General features: G+C 43.1%; 14 protein-coding genes. 12 read left to right on the plus strand and 2 right to left on the minus strand.

Annotated features, from left to right (window positions below):
- Positions 1-173 precede the first annotated feature (173 nt).
- Both metJ and PSF27_RS12055 read left to right on the plus strand, forming a co-directional pair.
- On the plus strand, positions 174-491 hold the full coding sequence (gene metJ, locus PSF27_RS12050; protein ID WP_004265315.1) for a met regulon transcriptional regulator MetJ: 318 nt from the start codon (positions 174-176) through the stop codon (positions 489-491).
- A 212-nt stretch (positions 492-703) separates the two neighbouring features.
- Positions 704-1,447 (plus strand): hypothetical protein, encoded by a 744-nt coding sequence (locus tag PSF27_RS12055; RefSeq protein ID WP_272574410.1) that lies wholly within the window; start codon positions 704-706, stop codon positions 1,445-1,447.
- A gap of 217 nt (positions 1,448-1,664) precedes the next feature.
- Here the strand turns inward: PSF27_RS12055 and rpmE are convergent, their stop codons facing one another.
- Positions 1,665-1,880, minus strand: coding sequence for a 50S ribosomal protein L31 (rpmE, locus tag PSF27_RS12060; protein WP_004265313.1), 216 nt, complete (start codon positions 1,878-1,880; stop codon positions 1,665-1,667).
- Between the two features lie 217 nt (positions 1,881-2,097).
- On the opposite strand from rpmE, the gene priA reads away from it, so the two are divergent.
- The 7 genes from priA (at position 2,098) to rraA (ending at position 10,347) form a co-directional block, all read left to right on the plus strand.
- Positions 2,098-4,296 (plus strand): primosomal protein N', encoded by a 2,199-nt coding sequence (priA, locus tag PSF27_RS12065; RefSeq protein ID WP_272681538.1) that lies wholly within the window; start codon positions 2,098-2,100, stop codon positions 4,294-4,296.
- A 351-nt stretch (positions 4,297-4,647) separates the two neighbouring features.
- Positions 4,648-5,676 carry a DNA-binding transcriptional regulator CytR gene (gene cytR, locus PSF27_RS12070; RefSeq protein WP_206085974.1) on the plus strand — a complete coding sequence of 343 codons (1,029 nt, stop codon included), beginning with the start codon at positions 4,648-4,650 and terminating at the stop codon, positions 5,674-5,676.
- Between the two features lie 73 nt (positions 5,677-5,749).
- Positions 5,750-6,565, plus strand: coding sequence for a cell division protein FtsN (ftsN, locus tag PSF27_RS12075; protein ID WP_272539883.1), 816 nt, complete (start codon positions 5,750-5,752; stop codon positions 6,563-6,565).
- A 166-nt stretch (positions 6,566-6,731) separates the two neighbouring features.
- A complete protein-coding gene (gene hslV / locus PSF27_RS12080; protein WP_004265304.1) occupies positions 6,732-7,262 on the plus strand; it encodes an ATP-dependent protease subunit HslV in 531 nt (176 codons plus the stop codon).
- Between the two features lie 11 nt (positions 7,263-7,273).
- On the plus strand, positions 7,274-8,608 hold the full coding sequence (hslU, locus tag PSF27_RS12085) for an HslU--HslV peptidase ATPase subunit (RefSeq protein ID WP_206085972.1): 1,335 nt from the start codon (positions 7,274-7,276) through the stop codon (positions 8,606-8,608).
- 185 nt (positions 8,609-8,793) lie between these two features.
- Positions 8,794-9,717: a 1,4-dihydroxy-2-naphthoate polyprenyltransferase gene (locus PSF27_RS12090; protein ID WP_206085971.1), complete on the plus strand. Its 924-nt coding sequence runs from the start codon at positions 8,794-8,796 to the stop codon at positions 9,715-9,717.
- A gap of 120 nt (positions 9,718-9,837) precedes the next feature.
- Positions 9,838-10,347, plus strand: a complete 510-nt coding sequence (gene rraA, locus PSF27_RS12095) for a ribonuclease E activity regulator RraA (RefSeq protein WP_272681539.1) — start codon at positions 9,838-9,840, stop codon at positions 10,345-10,347.
- Between the two features lie 360 nt (positions 10,348-10,707).
- Here the strand turns inward: rraA and zapB are convergent, their stop codons facing one another.
- Positions 10,708-10,947 (minus strand): cell division protein ZapB, encoded by a 240-nt coding sequence (zapB, locus tag PSF27_RS12100; protein WP_004265299.1) that lies wholly within the window; start codon positions 10,945-10,947, stop codon positions 10,708-10,710.
- 305 nt (positions 10,948-11,252) lie between these two features.
- On the opposite strand from zapB, the gene PSF27_RS12105 reads away from it, so the two are divergent.
- From PSF27_RS12105 to PSF27_RS12115, 3 genes are all read left to right on the plus strand, one after another.
- Positions 11,253-12,113, plus strand: a complete 861-nt coding sequence (locus PSF27_RS12105; protein ID WP_206085966.1) for an MIP/aquaporin family protein — start codon at positions 11,253-11,255, stop codon at positions 12,111-12,113.
- 3 nt (positions 12,114-12,116) lie between these two features.
- Positions 12,117-13,643 (plus strand): glycerol kinase GlpK, encoded by a 1,527-nt coding sequence (gene glpK, locus PSF27_RS12110; protein ID WP_272681540.1) that lies wholly within the window; start codon positions 12,117-12,119, stop codon positions 13,641-13,643.
- A gap of 238 nt (positions 13,644-13,881) precedes the next feature.
- On the plus strand, positions 13,882-17,871 hold the full coding sequence (locus PSF27_RS12115) for a hypothetical protein (protein WP_272681541.1): 3,990 nt from the start codon (positions 13,882-13,884) through the stop codon (positions 17,869-17,871).
- Positions 17,872-17,899: the final 28 nt, after the last annotated feature.

Here is a 17,899-nt window from a genome sequence, read left to right on the forward strand (position 1 = left end):
AATCGCATAAGTAGGCTTAGATCGTTAATTTTACGCAATATTTTGTGTTAAACTACATTAAGTCGCGCCTAACATATATGCAGGCATTCTCGATTTAGAGCTTAGAATAAGTTTCTATTAAAAAGAATATGCATATTATTTTTTATTATTACTGAAAATATCCAAGGTATCTCATGGCTGAATGGAATGGTGAATATGTCAGTCCGTATGCTGAACATGGCAAAAAGAGTGAGCAAGTAAAAAAAATTACAGTATCTATTCCGTTAAAGGTACTCAAAATTTTAACTGACGAACGTACTCGCCGTCAGATTAACAACTTACGTCATGCCACTAACAGTGAATTACTGTGTGAAGCATTTTTACATGCGTTCACTGGACAACCACTGCCAAATGATGAAGATCTGCGTAAAGAACGCAATGACGAGATCCCAGAAGCCGCAAAAGAAATTATGCGCGAATTGGGTATTGACCCAGAAACGTGGGAATATTAATTCTTACGAATTGCACTTACGCATTCCAAATACCCGTACTACGCCACAATCTCTGTGGCGTAGTGCCGTTTCCTAGATAAAAAATGGGCTAGATTCTTCTGAATTATTTTCAATTCAGAATCCCCCTCAGGCTTTATTCACTCCCACGCTCTACACTTTCGAGTATTAATCCATAGCCATAGCTAATAGTTAAAATCACGAAGGATAGTGCAATGAATAAATACAATCTGGCTTTAATTGGGCTACTAAGCGGTATGTTACTGGTCACCGCGGGGTGTGGGAATCGCCCATATGCGGAATTCCAAGACAATAAAGATGTCGCAGCACCCCAATCTTCAGCGAAAAAACTCGGGACAAAATGGGGGGAAGATGTCAATTCTGCGGTTACCACCGTTAATGCCACACGCTTAACCAACACGCCTTTTGATACTGCTGCTATCTATTACCGTGGCGAACGAGTTCCTAACCATCTTCAAACCATGAGCTATATCGCGTTATCTCCCGTCGAAATTCAGGTGACAGATGAACGTGGTCGTAAAATGCCAATGTACCGTAATAACCAAGGGCAATATATTTTGCCTGCTCAAGAAGGCCAACGTTACCAATTAACCATCAAAAATACCGATAGAAATCGGATTTATGAAGTGGTGACAAGCGTCGATGGCATTGATGTATTAAATGGCCGCGCAGGTTCTTATCAAAATAGTGGATATTTAATTCGCCCTAGAAGTGAAGTGACTATTGAAGGCTTCCGTAAAAGCCAAGACCAAGTCGCCGCATTCCGTTTTGCCGCTCCGCAAGAGTCCTATGTGAATCAAAATGCCCAAGGCGATGAACGAAATATTGGCGTCATTGGTTTTGCACTTTTTGAAGTCCGTGAAGAATTACCTGATTGTGAAGCCAATCCGTTCCCAGCAGATACGCAATACGCACCGGCTCCGTGCCGTAAGCGATAGATAATAAGCTATCGCTTCTTAGACGCGGATAAATCTGATGTCAGTTATAACGACGATGGCGATACACTCAAGTCTAAAGTATAAGTCCGTAGTAATGATGGCATGTTCGGCGTGCTTAACCGTTTCTAATTTATTCGGTTAAAAACAAGAAACGCCTATTTTAGGCATTAAAAAAGGGAAACTGAGTTTCCCTTTTTTTCGCATTTCACAAGTTCGATTATTTTTTAGAACCTGGGATGCTGAAACGTTGGTTGAAGCGATCAACACGACCACCAGTTGCAACATCACGCTGTTTACCAGTATAGAACGGGTGGCAGTTACCACAAACGTCCAGGTTCAGCGAGTGACCAGCAGTTGAATTAATTTTCATTACATTACCGCAAGAACAAGTTGCAGTAACTTCTTCGTATTTAGGGTGAATACCTTTTTTCATGGGAGAACCTCTATTAAGGCCGTGTCGCCATTCCAGCCCTAACGCCGGACACCACACGTCGTGTTGATTGAATTTACGTATTGGTAAAATTAAGTACCAAAGGCGGCGGATCATACAGAAATTCTGTTTATCGCGCAATGAAAACCGAGTAAATTTTGTGATACTCTAGTGAAATATTATTGTTATCATCGCATAAAAAATAGACGGAAACCCAGTTATGATCGTCGTTCAGGTGGCTTTACCTGTTCCTTTAAACCGCACTTTTGATTATCGACTGCCAGATAACATGCCACTTCCTGTTGTGGGGAGCCGTGTGATGGTACCATTTGGTAAACGCCAAGCCCTTGGTATTGTGGTCAAACATAGCGATAAAAGTGAGTTTACAGAAGATCAGCTAAAAACTATCGAACTGGTTCTCGACACACAAACACTGTTTCCTGATGATGTGTGGCAGCTCTTACTGTGGTCTTCTCAATATTACCATTACCCGATAGGCGAGGTTCTCTTTCATGCCTTACCAATATTACTGCGCCAAGGGAAAGCCGCTGAATTTACGCCAATCTGGCAATGGCAAGTCACTAAAACGGGGTGCGCTGCCGATCTCAATGAATTTAAACGATCGCCCAAACAGCAACAAGCGCTAGCACTCCTCAAACGCCGCGCGGTTTATCGCCATCAAGTTAGTGAGCTTGAAATCAGTGAAAGCGCGCTACAATCCCTTAAAAAGAAAGAGTATGTCGAACTACATCCTGTGCAACCGACTGCCGAAAAATGGCAATCCACTTTTGAAGTGTGCGGTGAACGGTTACGTCTTAATAGTGAACAAGCTACAGCTGTCGGGGCGATACGTGCTCAAGACGATGAGTTTTCGCCTTGGTTACTAGCAGGTATCACGGGCTCAGGGAAAACAGAAGTCTATTTGAGTGTGCTAGAAAATGTGCTGGCACAAGGAAAACAAGCGCTCGTCCTGGTGCCTGAAATTGGTTTAACGCCACAAACGATTAACCGCTTTCGCGAACGGTTTAAAGCCCCTGTGGATGTGCTACATTCCGCTCTTAATGATAGCGAACGCTTAGCCGTCTGGTTACGCGCTAAATTAGGCCAAACCGCCATTATCATTGGTACGCGCTCTGCCCTTTTTACGCCATTTGCCAACCTCGGCATCATTATTATTGATGAAGAACACGACAATTCATACAAACAACAGGATGGCTGGCGTTATCACGCACGGGATTTGGCCGTTTTTAGAGCGAAAAAAAATAACATCCCAATAGTGATGGGCACTGCAACCCCTTCACTCGAAACCTTACTCAATGTGAAGCAACAAAAATATCGCCAACTAAATCTGACTATCCGCGCAGGAAATGCACGCCCTGCTACACAGCATTTAATTGATTTAAAAGGCCAACCGTTGAAGTTTGGTCTTTCACACTTGCTTATCCAACACATTAAAGAGCATCTAGCACAAAATAATCAGGTGATTTTGTTTTTAAATCGCCGCGGCTACTCCCCTGCGCTGATTTGCCATGAATGTGGTTGGATTGCTGAGTGCCAACGCTGCGACCACTACTATACGTTGCACCAAAACTTCCACCAGTTACGCTGCCACCACTGTGATAGCCAGCGCCCCGTTCCTCGCCAATGCCCACAATGCGGCTCAACCCATTTGGTTCCCGTTGGCATGGGAACGGAACAACTCGAAGAAGAGATATCGGAGCTATTCCCTAATACCCCTGTCACACGCATTGACCGAGATACAACAAGCCGTAAAGGGGAACTTGAACAACACTTGAACCAAGTCCACGAGGGCGGAGCTCGCATTTTAATTGGTACGCAAATGTTAGCCAAAGGCCATCATTTTCCTGATGTTACGCTAGTCGCATTACTGGATGTCGATGGTGCCCTCTTTTCCAGTGATTTTCGCGCCGCAGAGCGTTTTGCTCAACTGTATGTGCAGGTTTCAGGTCGTGCAGGTCGTGCGGGTAAACAAGGGGAAGTACTTTTACAAACTCACCACCCTGAACACCCTTTACTATTAACCTTATTGGAAAACGGCTATAACGCATTTACTCAAGAAGCGATGGAAGAACGCCGTGTAGCAATGCTCCCACCTTATACCAACCATATTTTGATCCGCTCAGAAGATCATAATAACCAGGACTCACGACAGTTCTTACAAAATGTCCGTCAGTACATCACAGAGCACCCACAAAGCGATGCTAAGCTATGGATTTTAGGGCCATCTCCGTCAATTCAAGCAAAACGTGGCGGTCGTTTCCGCTGGCAACTGCTGTTACAGCACCCTTCTCGCCCTTATTTACAACAATTTATGGCGCAGTTACTCCCTGAAATTCTTAAGCAGCCAGAAAGTCGCAAAGTAAAATGGAATGTAGATGTCGACCCAACAGATGGCTAAAGCATGACCGAAATTTAAAGGGGTATTTTATTTTACCCTGATTATTCTATCAGTCGTTCTTCGTCTCTTGGCGTTCAGTTTATTGATATTATGAGCTATCTACTTTTTTGCATAAATATCATTTTTTGTGTGAATTTCGAACAGATTGAGTTTCACCTATCTTTTTGCATCCTAAATTATTTTTGAAATTTGCGAAGCAGCTCTAAAAAATGACGCATGTCACACTTTTTATGCAAACTAGGTAACAGATATTATTGAGAATCCAATTAGAATAACTTCTAATCATAAATAATGACGTGCTTGCGCCATTCAAAAAAAAGCAAACGATTAAATCAATCTAAGGAAGGCGTTGTGGAAAGTAAAAAACACAATAACACAGCAACAATGAAAGATGTTGCTAGTGCCGCGGGCGTTTCGACAGCGACGGTCTCCAGAACATTAATGAACCCTGAAAAGGTCTCCTTACAGACCCGCCAAAAAGTCGAACAAGCGGTTATGGATGTTGGCTACTATCCTCATAACTTAGCAAGAAGCTATAAACGCAATGAATCAAAAACCATTCTGGTGTTAGTTCCCAATATTCGTGACCCGTTTTTTAGTGACGTGGTCTGTGGCATTGAAGAAATTGCCGCACAAGAAGGCTACTTTGTGTTGATTGGTGACTGCAAACACCAAGAAAAACAGGAAAATGCTTTTATTAATCTAATAATCACCAAACAAATCGATGGCATGGTGTTATTAGGCTCAAATATCCCGTTCGATATTTCGACTGAAGAACAAAAAAACTTACCCCCTATTGTGATGGCGAATGAATTCGCCCCTGAATTAAAACTACCGACTGTACACATTGACAACTTAACAGCAGCATTTAATGCCACCCATTACCTTCAAAAACAAGGCCACAAGCTGATTGCGTGTATTGCAGGGCCATCGCATATGCCACTTAGCCAGTATCGTTTAGAGGGCTACAAAAAAGCGATGTTGAGGACAGGGGAAAAATTGCGTGATGACTATATTATTCGTGGCGACTTTACACATGAGGGTGGCGCTGAAGCCGTGAAAACACTGTTATCTCTCCCTGAACCACCAACTGCGATTTTTTGCCACAGTGATATCATGGCTATTGGCGCAATGTGGCAAGCCAAAAAGATGGGGTTAACTCTGCCAGATGATTTATCTTTTGTTGGATTTGATAATTTAGAACAAGCAAAATATACCTTACCTGCGTTAACAACAATTAACCAACCTCGCGCGGAAATTGGCCATCATGCAATGCAATTGCTACTTGAACAAATCCATGGCAACAACGTTACACCAGGTTCACGTCTCCTAGATTCTGATTTAATCATCAGAGAGAGCACAAAAGCGCCTAAAAGCTAGTCAAAATTGTTCAGGTTAAGTAACATGTTAATCCAGATGATGACTAACGATTGATAACTAGTGAATTAATAGCGTGGCACAAAAAGATTATGTAGCTCGTGGGCGGTCATCCGCCCGTAAAAAAGGCAAAGGGAAATCAAAAAAAGCACAAGGTCTACCAATGACCACGCTGGTTGTTGCGGTGGCAATTGTTGTGCTATTTGTTGGTGGCCTGTTTTATATCACCCACAACAAAAAGGATGCGCCGCAGCCGCAAGTTGTTACACCTTCAGCTCCTGCAGGCAGCACGCTTCCCCCCAAACCTGAAGAGCGCTGGCGCTATATTAAAGAATTAGAACGCCGTGGCGTTGATTTGCCAAATACCCAGCAACCTAGCTCGGGTAATAATATTCTGCGCCCTTCAGACTTAACCCCTGAACAACGCCAATTATTAGAGCAAATGGATTCAGATAGACGCCAACCCGTCACGAATTTGCAAGAAGTGCCGTCCAACGGCAAACCTGTTCCTCGTTCTCAAGTGATTATCAATGAGCCCGCTCAACCTATTGAGCCTGTTCAACGTAAACCCGTGGTGAATGCTGAGCCAAAACCAGAAACTCGCCCTACTGCGCCAATTGCCCCTGTACAACCTGCAACACCTGCGGAGCCAAAGCCCGCAAATAGCATGCAAAACATGTTGGTACAATGTGGCTCATTCCGTACCGCTGACCAAGCGGAGTCTGTTCGCGCCACTTTAGCTTTTGCAGGGATTGAAAGCCGCGTGACTGCAGGTGGTGGCTGGCATCGAATTGTTCTTGGCCCTTATTCCAAGTCAACTGCAGAGAAAATGCGTGACCGCGCAGCAGGTGTTGGCGTTTCAGGTTGTATTCTTCGTGCATCAGGGGGTTGAAAAACCCCATCCCCCACCCCATCTACTGTTTTAACGCACTCATGAGCGGTTGTTTTTATCTTTAACCTAATCCAAGTGATAGCTAATCAACAACTATCACTTGGGTTTTATCTCTTGAAAATAAAACTCAACTGCATTTTTTTGTAATAAAACCAGGGGCTAACTCATGACAACAATCGTAAGTGTTCGCCGTAATGGCCAGGTCGTAATTGGTGGTGATGGACAGGCGACGATGGGTAATACCGTCATGAAAGGCAATGTCCGCAAAGTTCGCCGTCTCTATAATGACAAAGTCATTGCCGGATTTGCCGGTGGCACCGCAGACGCATTCACGCTTTTTGAATTGTTCGAACGTAAACTCGAACTGCACCAAGGCCATTTAACCAAAGCGGCCGTAGAACTCGCTAAAGATTGGCGTACAGACCGTATGCTGCGCAAACTAGAAGCACTGCTTGCCGTAGCAGATGAACATACCTCCCTCATCATCACGGGTAATGGTGATGTCGTTCAGCCAGAAAATGATTTAATCGCTATTGGCTCTGGTGGCCCATATGCACAATCTGCTGCACGCGCACTGTTAGAAAATACAGATTTAAGCGCAAAAGAAATTGCTGAAAAAGCACTCGCCATTGCAGGCGATATCTGTATTTACACCAACCATAATGTCAACTTTGAAGAAATTTCTTCAAAATCATAAGGATTGTTAGCATGTCCGAAATGACTCCACGCGAAATTGTCAGCGAACTCGACAATCATATTATTGGCCAAAATAAAGCCAAACGTTCTGTTGCCATTGCTCTGCGTAACCGCTGGCGCCGCATGCAGTTAAACGAAGTGTTACGCCATGAAGTCACGCCTAAAAATATTTTGATGATTGGCCCAACAGGGGTAGGTAAAACTGAAATTGCCCGCCGCTTAGCTAAATTAGCCAACGCGCCATTTATTAAAGTTGAAGCCACCAAATTTACTGAAGTAGGTTATGTGGGTAAAGAAGTCGACTCAATCATTCGTGATTTAACTGACTCCGCAGTAAAAATGGTGCGTTTGCAATCTATTGAAAAAAACCGCTACCGTGCGGAAGAAATGGCAGAAGAACGTATTCTGGACGTGTTGATCCCACCAGCAAAAAATAACTGGGGACAAACGGAGCCTGCAGATGAGCATTCGCCAGCACGCCAAACTTTCCGTAAAAAATTACGCGAAGGACAGTTAGACGATAAAGAAATTGAGATTGAAGTCGCTGCGTCACCGATGGGTGTTGAGATTATGGCACCTCCAGGTATGGAAGAGATGACCAACCAGCTGCAATCGATGTTCCAAAATCTCGCAGGGCAAAAACAAAAACCGCGTAAGATGAAAATCAAAGAAGCGTTCAAGTTGCTGGTGGAAGAAGAAGCCGCTAAGTTAGTTAACCCTGAAGAGTTAAAAGAACAAGCCATCGAAGCCGTTGAGCAAAACGGTATTGTGTTTATCGATGAGTTCGACAAAATCTGTAAACGCGGTGGGCAAAGTTCAGGTCCAGATGTCTCTCGTGAAGGGGTACAACGTGACTTACTGCCACTCATCGAGGGTTGTACCATTTCGACTAAACACGGTATGGTAAAAACCGACCATATCCTGTTTATTGCCTCTGGTGCCTTCCAAGTCTCTAGCCCATCGGATTTAATTCCTGAATTACAAGGCCGTTTGCCAATTCGCGTTGAATTGCAAGCGTTGACCACGGAAGATTTCGTGCGGATATTAACGGAGCCAAATGCCTCTTTAACGGAACAATATAAAGCACTGATGGCCACTGAAGGGGTAAATATTGAGTTCACTGCTGACGGTATTCGTAAGATTGCTGAGTCTGCATGGCAGGTCAATGAGTCTACCGAAAACATCGGTGCACGCCGCCTGCACACAGTGCTTGAGCGTTTAATGGAAGACATCTCTTTTGATGCAAGCGACCGTAATGGCCAAACCATCCAAATTGATGCGCAATACGTGAAACAGCACTTAGATGAGCTGGTTGCGGACGAAGACTTGAGTAGATTTATTTTATAATCTTATTAATTATCAGGTTTTCATGTATCCTTAATATACATCGACTAAAGTGCAGCTTTTATCGCTGCACTTTTTCTATGAAATATTCAGCCCATTGCATTGAATATACTCTGGTATTTCTTCATGCGGTGGGTTATTACATTTTTAAGAACGTATCTCAAAGAGTTTGAATTATAGGTAACTGCATGCAGCCGACATCCACAACAATAAGTCGTAAACAAGCTTGGATTGAAAGTCTTCGCCCTAAAACCCTGCCTCTTGGGGTTATCGCCATTGTCACTGGCTCTGCACTCACCTACCTGACAGGTCATTTCAAATGGCCAGTCGCCTTGCTTGCGCTAATTACAGCAGGCTTACTCCAGATTTTATCAAACCTCGCGAATGATTACGGCGATGCCGTAAAAGGGTCGGATACCGCTGAACGCATTGGGCCACTGCGCGGAATGCAAAAAGGGGTGATTACCCAAGCGGATATGAAAAAAGCGCTGAAACTCAATATTACCGCAGCCTGCCTATCAGGGTTATTACTGATTATTGTCGCCTGCGAAAAGCCTGAAGATGCCTTTGGCTTTCTTGCGCTAGGCCTCGTGGCGATTGTGGCCGCGATTACCTATACTGTGGGCAAAAAACCCTATGGTTATCTGGGGTTAGGTGATATCTCCGTCTTAATTTTCTTTGGTTGGCTAAGTGTGATTGGCACCTATTATTTGCAAGCGAATACATTCAACATCATCACCGTCTTACCTGCTACCGCATGTGGCCTACTTTCTGTCGCCGTATTAAATATCAACAATATGCGTGATATTGAGAACGACATCAAAGCAGGAAAAAATACCTTAGCGGTTCGTTTAGGGCCACAAGGTGCACGTATTTACCATGCCATTATTATTATTGTGGCTATTTTGTGTTTAGTGCTGTTCAAGTTGATTTACTTATCAGGCTGGAGTGGTTGGTTATTCTTATTCGCAGTCCCAATATTGCTCAATCACCTTCGCCGTGTCCTGACCGACCCCACCCCCGAAGGGATGCGCCCGCTTCTTGAGAACATGGTTAAAGCCGCCCTTGTGACGAACGTGTTATTCGCTGTTGGCGTGGTAATGAGTAAATAACCTGCGTTATTTGACCATTTTTTGACTTTTTCCGCCTATTTTTAGGCGGGGAATTTTGCCAAGTACAGATCAAAAGGGATATACTGGCATCCTCTTGCAGCAAAAAAAGACCTAAATCCTATGAAATATGATACTTCCGAACTCTGCGATATATACCAAGAAAGCGTTAACGTGGTAGAACCTCTTTTCTCCAACTTTGGTGGACGTACTTCATTTGGCGGTCAAATCATTACAGTGAAGTGCTTTGAAGATAACGGCCTCCTGTATGATTTGCTGGAAGAAGAAGGCGCTGGTCGTGTTCTGCTCGTTGATGGTGGCGGTTCTGTCCGTAAAGCACTAATCGATGCCGAAGTGGCAAGGTTAGCCGTCGATAACCACTGGGAAGGCATTGTAGTTTACGGTGCCGTGCGCCAAGTTGATGCCCTGATGGAACTTGACCTTGGGATCCAAGCTATCGCTGCGATGCCTGCGGGCTGCCCTGATGAAGGTATCGGCGAAAGCGATATCCGTGTTAATTTTGGTGGTGTTACGTTCTTCTCAGGTGATTATCTGTATGCGGATAATACTGGCATGATTTTGTCTGAAGAACCGCTCACCCAAGAAACTACAGAGAATGAATTCGACGAATAAGCCTCACCAAATTCAATAAAAAAAGGCAGATTCGAATATCTGCCTTTTTCTTTTTTGTTCTGCCTTCCGCTTTCTGTTTTTTCACTCACTTTTCACATATCTCAGAAAACATACTCCAAAATAATTCGAGTCACAGGTAGGCGGCAAGTGAAGGACATCCCGATGAGCATACATAAGTATGTAATTAGGGTATCCAAACGAAGCCAGCGCTCTACAACGTGAGGTATAACAAACATTTTTCTAAATAATTCGTGTTGTAGGTAGGCGGCAAGTCGATAAGACCCTAGGAGCATACATAAGTATGTGACTAGGGCGAAGAGACGAAGCCAACACCCCTACAACGCGAAGTATGACGAGAAATTACACTTCTTCCATCTTACCTAGCAAAGTCCGTAAACGCTCCTGCCAAGCTTGCTGTTCTTGCTTCAATTGTTCATTTTCACGCACGAGTGAATCGGTCCCTGATTTTGCAGTTTCTAACTCTTGGCTTAATGCACCGTTTTTATCTTTTAATTCGTCGATTTCCATCTGTAACAGGGTAATTGTATCAATCGCTTGTTGAACTTTGGATTCGAGCTTCTCAAATACTTCAAATGACATGTTTCTGGTCTCCCTTATCAGCTTTTACACGATTGTAAGTAGCATGATCCTCTGTGTCCAGCTCCTTCCATCTGAATCAGTACATTGTGATGATAAAAACACTGGTCTGATCACATAGCAAAGGTCGATTACATCACTATTTTTGTTTGTTTTTGTTCGCTTTAGTGATGTAACACACAATTTTCAATTTCGATATTTCTCGTTTATGTTCTTTAACGATAAATTTACAGATAAGGGTTTTCCATTAGAAAATCTTAACTTAAAAAAACATTACAATAATTTTCATTTTCGTAGGATAGAAACATATGAGCCAAATGACCTCAACATCACTCACTGGTCAGTGCATCTCGGAGTTTTTAGGGACTGCGCTACTTGTATTCTTTGGTTTAGGTTGTGTTGCCGCCGTCAGAATCGCAGGGGCACAACTTGGCCTCTGGGAAATTAGTGTTATCTGGGGATTCGGCGTCGCTTTAGCCGTTTATCTCACAGCAGGTATTTCAGGTGCCCACCTTAACCCTGCAGTTACCCTCGCTCTCTGGCTGTTTGCATGCTTTGATAAGCGCAAAGTTGTGCCGTACATCATTGCGCAAATGTTAGGTGGCTTTTGTGCCGCTGCACTCGTTTACGCCATGTATTCCCCTGTTTTTTTCGATTACGAACAAGTTCACCATATTATCCGCGGCACACAAGAAAGCTTATTTACCGCTGGGGTGTTCTCAACATATCCCGCTCCGCAAATTAGCGTCTTTCATGCATTCTTTATTGAAGTCGTCATCGCTGCCATCCTCGTTTGCTTAATCTTAGGCTTAACTGATGATGGTAACGGTGTGCCACGCGGCCCTCTCGCCCCCCTATTAATTGGTATCTTAATTGCGGTTATCGGCGGTTCATTTGGTCCACTGACAGGCTTTGCCCTCAACCCAGCACGTGATTTCGGCCCTAAAGTTGTCGCTTATCTCGCTGGATGGGGTGACATTGCCTTCACGGGTGGTCGAGACATTCCCTATTTCCTTGTCCCATTGACAGCGCCTATTGTCGGTGGTCTGCTAGGAGCCTTCGGTTATCGCAAATTAATCGGTCGCCACTTGCCTTGCATGGTATGTGAAGAAGAGACCAAAGCAGAAAAATTATCCGTCAAAAACCCAAAATCCTCGGAACAGGCTTAAATTATGACAACTGAAACCACCATTGAAAAAAAATATATCGTTGCACTTGATCAAGGCACAACCAGTTCTCGAGCTGTCGTACTCGACCACGATGCGAATATTGTGAGCATTTCACAACGTGAATTCACTCAGGTTTACCCTAAGCCTGGCTGGGTAGAGCACGACCCAATGGAAATTTGGGCATCACAAAGTTCCACATTGGTCGAAGTATTAGCTAAAGCAGATATTCGTACCGATGAAGTCGCAGGGATTGGTATCACCAACCAACGTGAAACAACCATTGTCTGGGAAAAAGAGACAGGTAAACCTATTTATAATGCGATTGTGTGGCAATGCCGCCGTACCGCTGATTTCTGTACTCATCTCAAGCAAAATGAAAAAGATTTAGAAGAGTATATTCGCCAAAATACAGGCCTTGTGGTTGACCCTTATTTTTCAGGAACAAAAGTTAAGTGGATTTTAGATAACGTCGAGGGTGCTCGCGAACGTGCTGAAAAAGGGGAATTGCTATTTGGTACCGTCGATACCTGGCTGGTCTGGAAAATGACCCAAGGCCGCGTACATGTGACTGATTACACCAATGCATCTCGTACCATGTTGTTTAATATTCGCAATTTAGAGTGGGATGACAAAATTCTCAAAGCATTGAATATCCCACGTGCCATGTTACCTGAAGTTCGCCCTTCTTCTGAAGTATATGGTCAAACCAACATTGGGGGTAAAGGTGGTACCCGTATTCCCATTTCGGGCATGGCAGGTGACCAACAAGCGGCACTGTATGGTCAGTTGTGCGTAAAACCAGGCATGGCCAAAAACACCTATGGAACAGGTTGTTTCTTGCTGTTAAATACAGGGGAAACCGCGGTTCGTTCTAACCATGGGCTGTTAACCACCATTGCTTGCGGGCCAAAAGGGGAAGTGAATTACGCCCTCGAAGGCGCAGTGTTCGTTGGTGGTGCATCCATTCAATGGCTGCGTGATGAACTAAAACTGATTGATGAATCCACAGACTCTGAATATTTCGCTACCAAAGTGAAAGACAGTAATGGCGTGTATGTGGTGCCTGCTTTCACTGGTTTAGGGGCTCCATACTGGGACCCATACGCACGTGGCGCGATTTTTGGATTAACGCGCGGTGCGAACCGTAACCACATCATTCGTGCAACGTTAGAATCTATCGCTTACCAAACCCGTGATGTGCTCGATGCGATGCAAGCCGATTCTGGCGAACGCCTAAAAGCACTGCGTGTTGATGGCGGTGCAGTGGCAAACAACTTCTTAATGCAGTTTCAATCTGACATCCTAGGCACGCCTGTTGAACGCCCTGAAGTACGTGAAAGCACTGCACTGGGTGCGGCTTACCTTGCTGGTCTAGCGGTTGGTTTTTGGAATAACCTGGATGAGCTGCAAAGCAAAGCGACTATTGAGCGCGTCTTTAAACCAGGTATTGAAACCACCGAGCGTAATTTCAAATACGAAGGCTGGAAAAAAGCCGTCGCACGGGCACAAGAGTGGGAGGATCGCGGCTAGCATTGCTGGTAGAAATAACCACATATCTTGCTAATTTTGTCTTATCTGAAGCAGTGCTAAAGCACTGCTTTTTTTATTTTAGGTTTATAAAAAACGACCTAGAATATTTTCTATAAATAATTACAAAATCAATACAACGGAAATTAATAGACTAATAATAAATTAGAAGACAGAAAGTTATTTACTTAAAATTCATAATCACAGTAACACGTCCTCATTTTACTTTAGGAATTTGGTTATGGATAACCGAGAGAAAAAAACATTTATTGTAACCAATCAATATTCGACAGATATTATTTCTAACTCAATACAATATAACGAAATACAACTGGGTTATTATAAAAATCGAGGCCGAGTGGCAAAGGTTAAAGCTCAAAGTCTCTATTTAAAAGGGCTACAAGATAACCCTCAAGAAACGGATAACGGGCAAGCTGCTTTTGACCTGATGAATTGGCTACTAAATAAGCCTCGCTTACCTGGAGACAAGCATGCTAGCTATCTATTAAGCACCTTACCTGAGTCCGAATTATCCGGGTTTAATTTCAACAAAAATCACAATTTATGGATTGATGAAACGCGTATTAAACAAACATGGCGAGATAATGAAATTCGATCTTCATCTCAAATTGTTGATATGTTGCAACCGAGCGGACAATGGCATCGCCACTATGGCACTATACTACTCTCAAGCGATGCAAATAATCTTCAAGTCATGATAATACGCCATTGGCTTGAGTTAAACGGCGGCGGGCTACTCATTATTGAAGATGATACCAAAGAGATGTCATCACATATTCAGCAGCTCCTTAGTGAATTAGAAATGATTAAACCGGCAATCATTTCAGAAAAAAAACCTGGCCTCTTGGTAAAAGGCTACCCACACGACAAGAATATTGAGCATTCAACTTCCCTTCTGCCTGGTTTAGCGACACTCAATCACCGACCAGCCGACCTTTCTACCCCCACAGATTGGATTTATGAAGGTATTCTTACTGTTCCTAACGATGAAATGACGATCATTTATCTAGATGCGGCGAACTATTCAGATGACCTTTTGTTAGAGCTTGGGCAACATTCTATTTTCATTAACAAAGACGAGTCATTTGGAGAGATCATTCTAGAAAACGCCAAAGCGGGTCAACAGCTTCCTTTTCGGATCACGACAACAACGCAAGGTAAATCCCCTCAAATACGTTTAGGTTGGGGATTTCCGAGTGTTGGTGAAATTGAAACTATTCCTGATAGTGCGATACATCACACGCAAGGCTCTCTCTTTGACATCCCCGCACCTTTTCCGCCATCTACACCTACTGAAACCATATTTACGACGTCAGCAAAATTTAATCCAGACGGATATGAACAGGTTATCTCCTTACCATCAGTATCAATAAACTCTTTCGCATTAACAGAAGAAACACGGAATAATAGCCATTACTTTACCATGGTCTTTACGTTATCTTCGCAAAACGTTCCCCTGCGACTTGATAATATCGAGATTTCCCCTCAAACATCATGGCATACATTAGCCTCAGAAATAGAAGCAAAAGCTAATCAGCAACTAGCAGTTCATGACCTAGCACCTATCTCAATCCGCTATTCTACTGGGAAGTTATTGATCCATAGTGAAGACCTATCCATTTCCCAATTTCAATTGAAAAACCAAAATCTCCACCCCATTCTTATTACAGAAAACTACAATGAGGCTAATAATAAACTTGTGGTTGGTGCTATTCATGGCTCTCTCCCTAACCACGAGGATATTGCCTATTATGAATTACTAGAGCAGCCGCTGTTTGGCCAAGTTGATGTCAATCGACAAACAGGGCAATGGCTATATCAACCTGATCGGCAATCAACATTTCAAGGGCATGATCAATTTGATATTGTCGCGATGATGAAAGATGGTTCGGTTTCACGACCGATGTCAATCCAATTACAATCTGAAAGTGCCCCTCAAGTCGCCATTCCTGGTCAAAAGATATTTACCCTTCCTGACCCTATTTATAACCAGCCAAACCGAACTTATCATTCCGTTCCACATGATATGCAATTACACAAAATACAATTGGCGCAAACGCATTTACTCTCCCCTGATGATAATTACTTTAGTCTCACCGCAAACCGTTGGGCTTTATTAAAAGTCGATATAACCAGTCATTCCGCAGCAAATGCCCCTGATATTATTGCCATCATTAAGGATAAAGAAGGTAATTTACTCGAGGAAATAACCTTAACAGGCCCTAAAAAGCTTCCTAGTGAAATACCTACCACAGAGAATAAACCAAGTATTGAAGCTCGTGATTTTCATCGAAATAGCTATACTGCCCCAATTAAAGGACAATGGGTACAGCCTGAAATGCAAATACAGATCATGGCTGGCGATATTCCGCTTACACAGCCATATACTGATGAGAACGGCATCTTTGTACCGAGTGTAAAAACAGTGGCTCCAATTAGAGCGCATATTACCCATACGTCGATGTATCGCGAGGGCCATGGTACCTACGACCATTCACCGCTAAGCTGGGGACTAGAAGCCGCTTCCAAACTACCAACTCACCAGTTTTCATTATTTAGTTATCCTTCCCTTACTCATCAGCCCAGTGTGTTTCCTTATAATAGTGAAAATAAGAAAAATGATATTGATTACTCATCGCTAGTACACCTCTTATACGATGCACCGTACACAATCCAAGAGCCTTACACATCACAAATTAGTTGGGCATACTTGCATGCTAAAAAAGATTGGCCAAATAGCTCATTATCTTCTGAGTTTTTTTATTCTGCTATTAAGCCATTTAATATAGAAGGCGGTACATTAGGAGTGATTGGATTAGGATCGCCAAAAGTGGGGGGAGGGATCACATCTACAGCCGTAATGTGGCATGAAATATTCGGCCATGGCCTTTCATTGCCGCATACTTCTAGTAAAACTTATCCTTATTCTGCGAAAAGCAATGGCGAAGCAATTGCATTCGACCAGTACCGTCAGCAATACACGACTTACCTTGATGAAGACCAGCATAGTGAAATTATGCCTGCTATGTACCCAGCTAATTATCCACATTATACCGAGCACTACGATGCATTCTTATTTCACTCAGCCTATTTTACCCATAAAGCTCAGGCGTTTTTAGCAAGGTTCACTCAAAGTGATACACCACCAAATTATTTACCTGTTTACCAACTTCATGGCACATTTCTTACCCAAGACGACGGTTCACAACATCCTTATAACCAGCTAAGAATAACGGAGACATTAGGTCCCCTTACTCAACAAAGTCCATATGACATGGGTTATCATCTTATTGCCACGTACGCTACCCCAACAGGGTTATTAACAGACACGATAGAAATCTCATTACAATATAGTGAACTCAATATCAATATTCCTAACAAAGGGGAGCTAGTCAGTATCGACATCATTAAAGATGTTGATAATACAGGATCAGCTGTCTACCAATACAAAAATCCAAGATCTCTAGCAAACCGTATGTTGATTAACTCTAATCAACATACATTGTCAGAAAACACACAGCTGGATAATTATTGGCAGGGAAGTAAGTTGTTTTGGTCCTTCAGTGAAAAAAGTTTCGCATTATGCGCTAAATGGGTAGATAAAGGGCGACTTCGCCAACAATATTTTTCCATCGAAACGCCGTTAAACCGTCAAGTTGACACTGATGAAAACTCATATAAGCCTATCAATCACTTAGAGATACCAGTAAATACGCAACAAACCTCACCCAAAGAGATGAATGTTACCTCAAATGTTCGATTACTTTCTGATGTACATATTTATCAAGAAATTGATGTTCGCGAACTAGGGCTATCAGAGCACGATACTTATTGGGTTACATTAAGTATTTATGATGAACAAGGTGATATCCAAGAGCACACACCACTAGAAGCTTGGTATATTTCAGTACAGGATGGGAATTTGACCATTAGAGGGGCAATAGACAGTACGCCAGATTTAAAGATTGCGGGGATTAAAATATATATCGACTCCCATTTACAAGATGGTATAGATGCCAGCGTTATATGGTTCCAACAAAATACTGAAGGCACTCTTGCAGAAAATCGTGAGTTTTTAAATTATGATCGTCCAATAGTGTTTAATGAACTCATTTCACATATAGCGGGAATGAGAGAAGAACAAGCAGAATTACACTATTCCCCCACTGTATGGAGTTCACCGAAACATTCAGTGCCACTAGTCGCTTAACATGAATAGCGCTTTCAGGCGATGCATT

It is taken from the genome of Providencia sp. PROV129 (assembly GCF_028482245.1).
Taxonomy (GTDB): domain Bacteria; phylum Pseudomonadota; class Gammaproteobacteria; order Enterobacterales; family Enterobacteriaceae; genus Providencia; species Providencia vermicola.

Excerpts from the sequence above, each read along its gene's own strand:
- metJ (WP_004265315.1), top strand. The coding sequence starts at position 174 with ATGGCTGAATGGAATGGTGAATATGTCAGTCCGTATGCTGAACATGGC.
- PSF27_RS12055 (WP_272574410.1), top strand. The coding sequence starts at position 704 with ATGAATAAATACAATCTGGCTTTAATTGGGCTACTAAGCGGTATGTTA.
- rpmE (WP_004265313.1), bottom strand. The coding sequence starts at position 1,880 with ATGAAAAAAGGTATTCACCCTAAATACGAAGAAGTTACTGCAACTTGT.
- priA (WP_272681538.1), top strand. The coding sequence starts at position 2,098 with ATGATCGTCGTTCAGGTGGCTTTACCTGTTCCTTTAAACCGCACTTTT.
- hslV (WP_004265304.1), top strand. The coding sequence starts at position 6,732 with ATGACAACAATCGTAAGTGTTCGCCGTAATGGCCAGGTCGTAATTGGT.
- hslU (WP_206085972.1), top strand. The coding sequence starts at position 7,274 with ATGTCCGAAATGACTCCACGCGAAATTGTCAGCGAACTCGACAATCAT.
- PSF27_RS12090 (WP_206085971.1), top strand. The coding sequence starts at position 8,794 with ATGCAGCCGACATCCACAACAATAAGTCGTAAACAAGCTTGGATTGAA.
- rraA (WP_272681539.1), top strand. The coding sequence starts at position 9,838 with ATGAAATATGATACTTCCGAACTCTGCGATATATACCAAGAAAGCGTT.
- zapB (WP_004265299.1), bottom strand. The coding sequence starts at position 10,947 with ATGTCATTTGAAGTATTTGAGAAGCTCGAATCCAAAGTTCAACAAGCG.
- PSF27_RS12105 (WP_206085966.1), top strand. The coding sequence starts at position 11,253 with ATGAGCCAAATGACCTCAACATCACTCACTGGTCAGTGCATCTCGGAG.
- glpK (WP_272681540.1), top strand. The coding sequence starts at position 12,117 with ATGACAACTGAAACCACCATTGAAAAAAAATATATCGTTGCACTTGAT.
- PSF27_RS12115 (WP_272681541.1), top strand. The coding sequence starts at position 13,882 with ATGGATAACCGAGAGAAAAAAACATTTATTGTAACCAATCAATATTCG.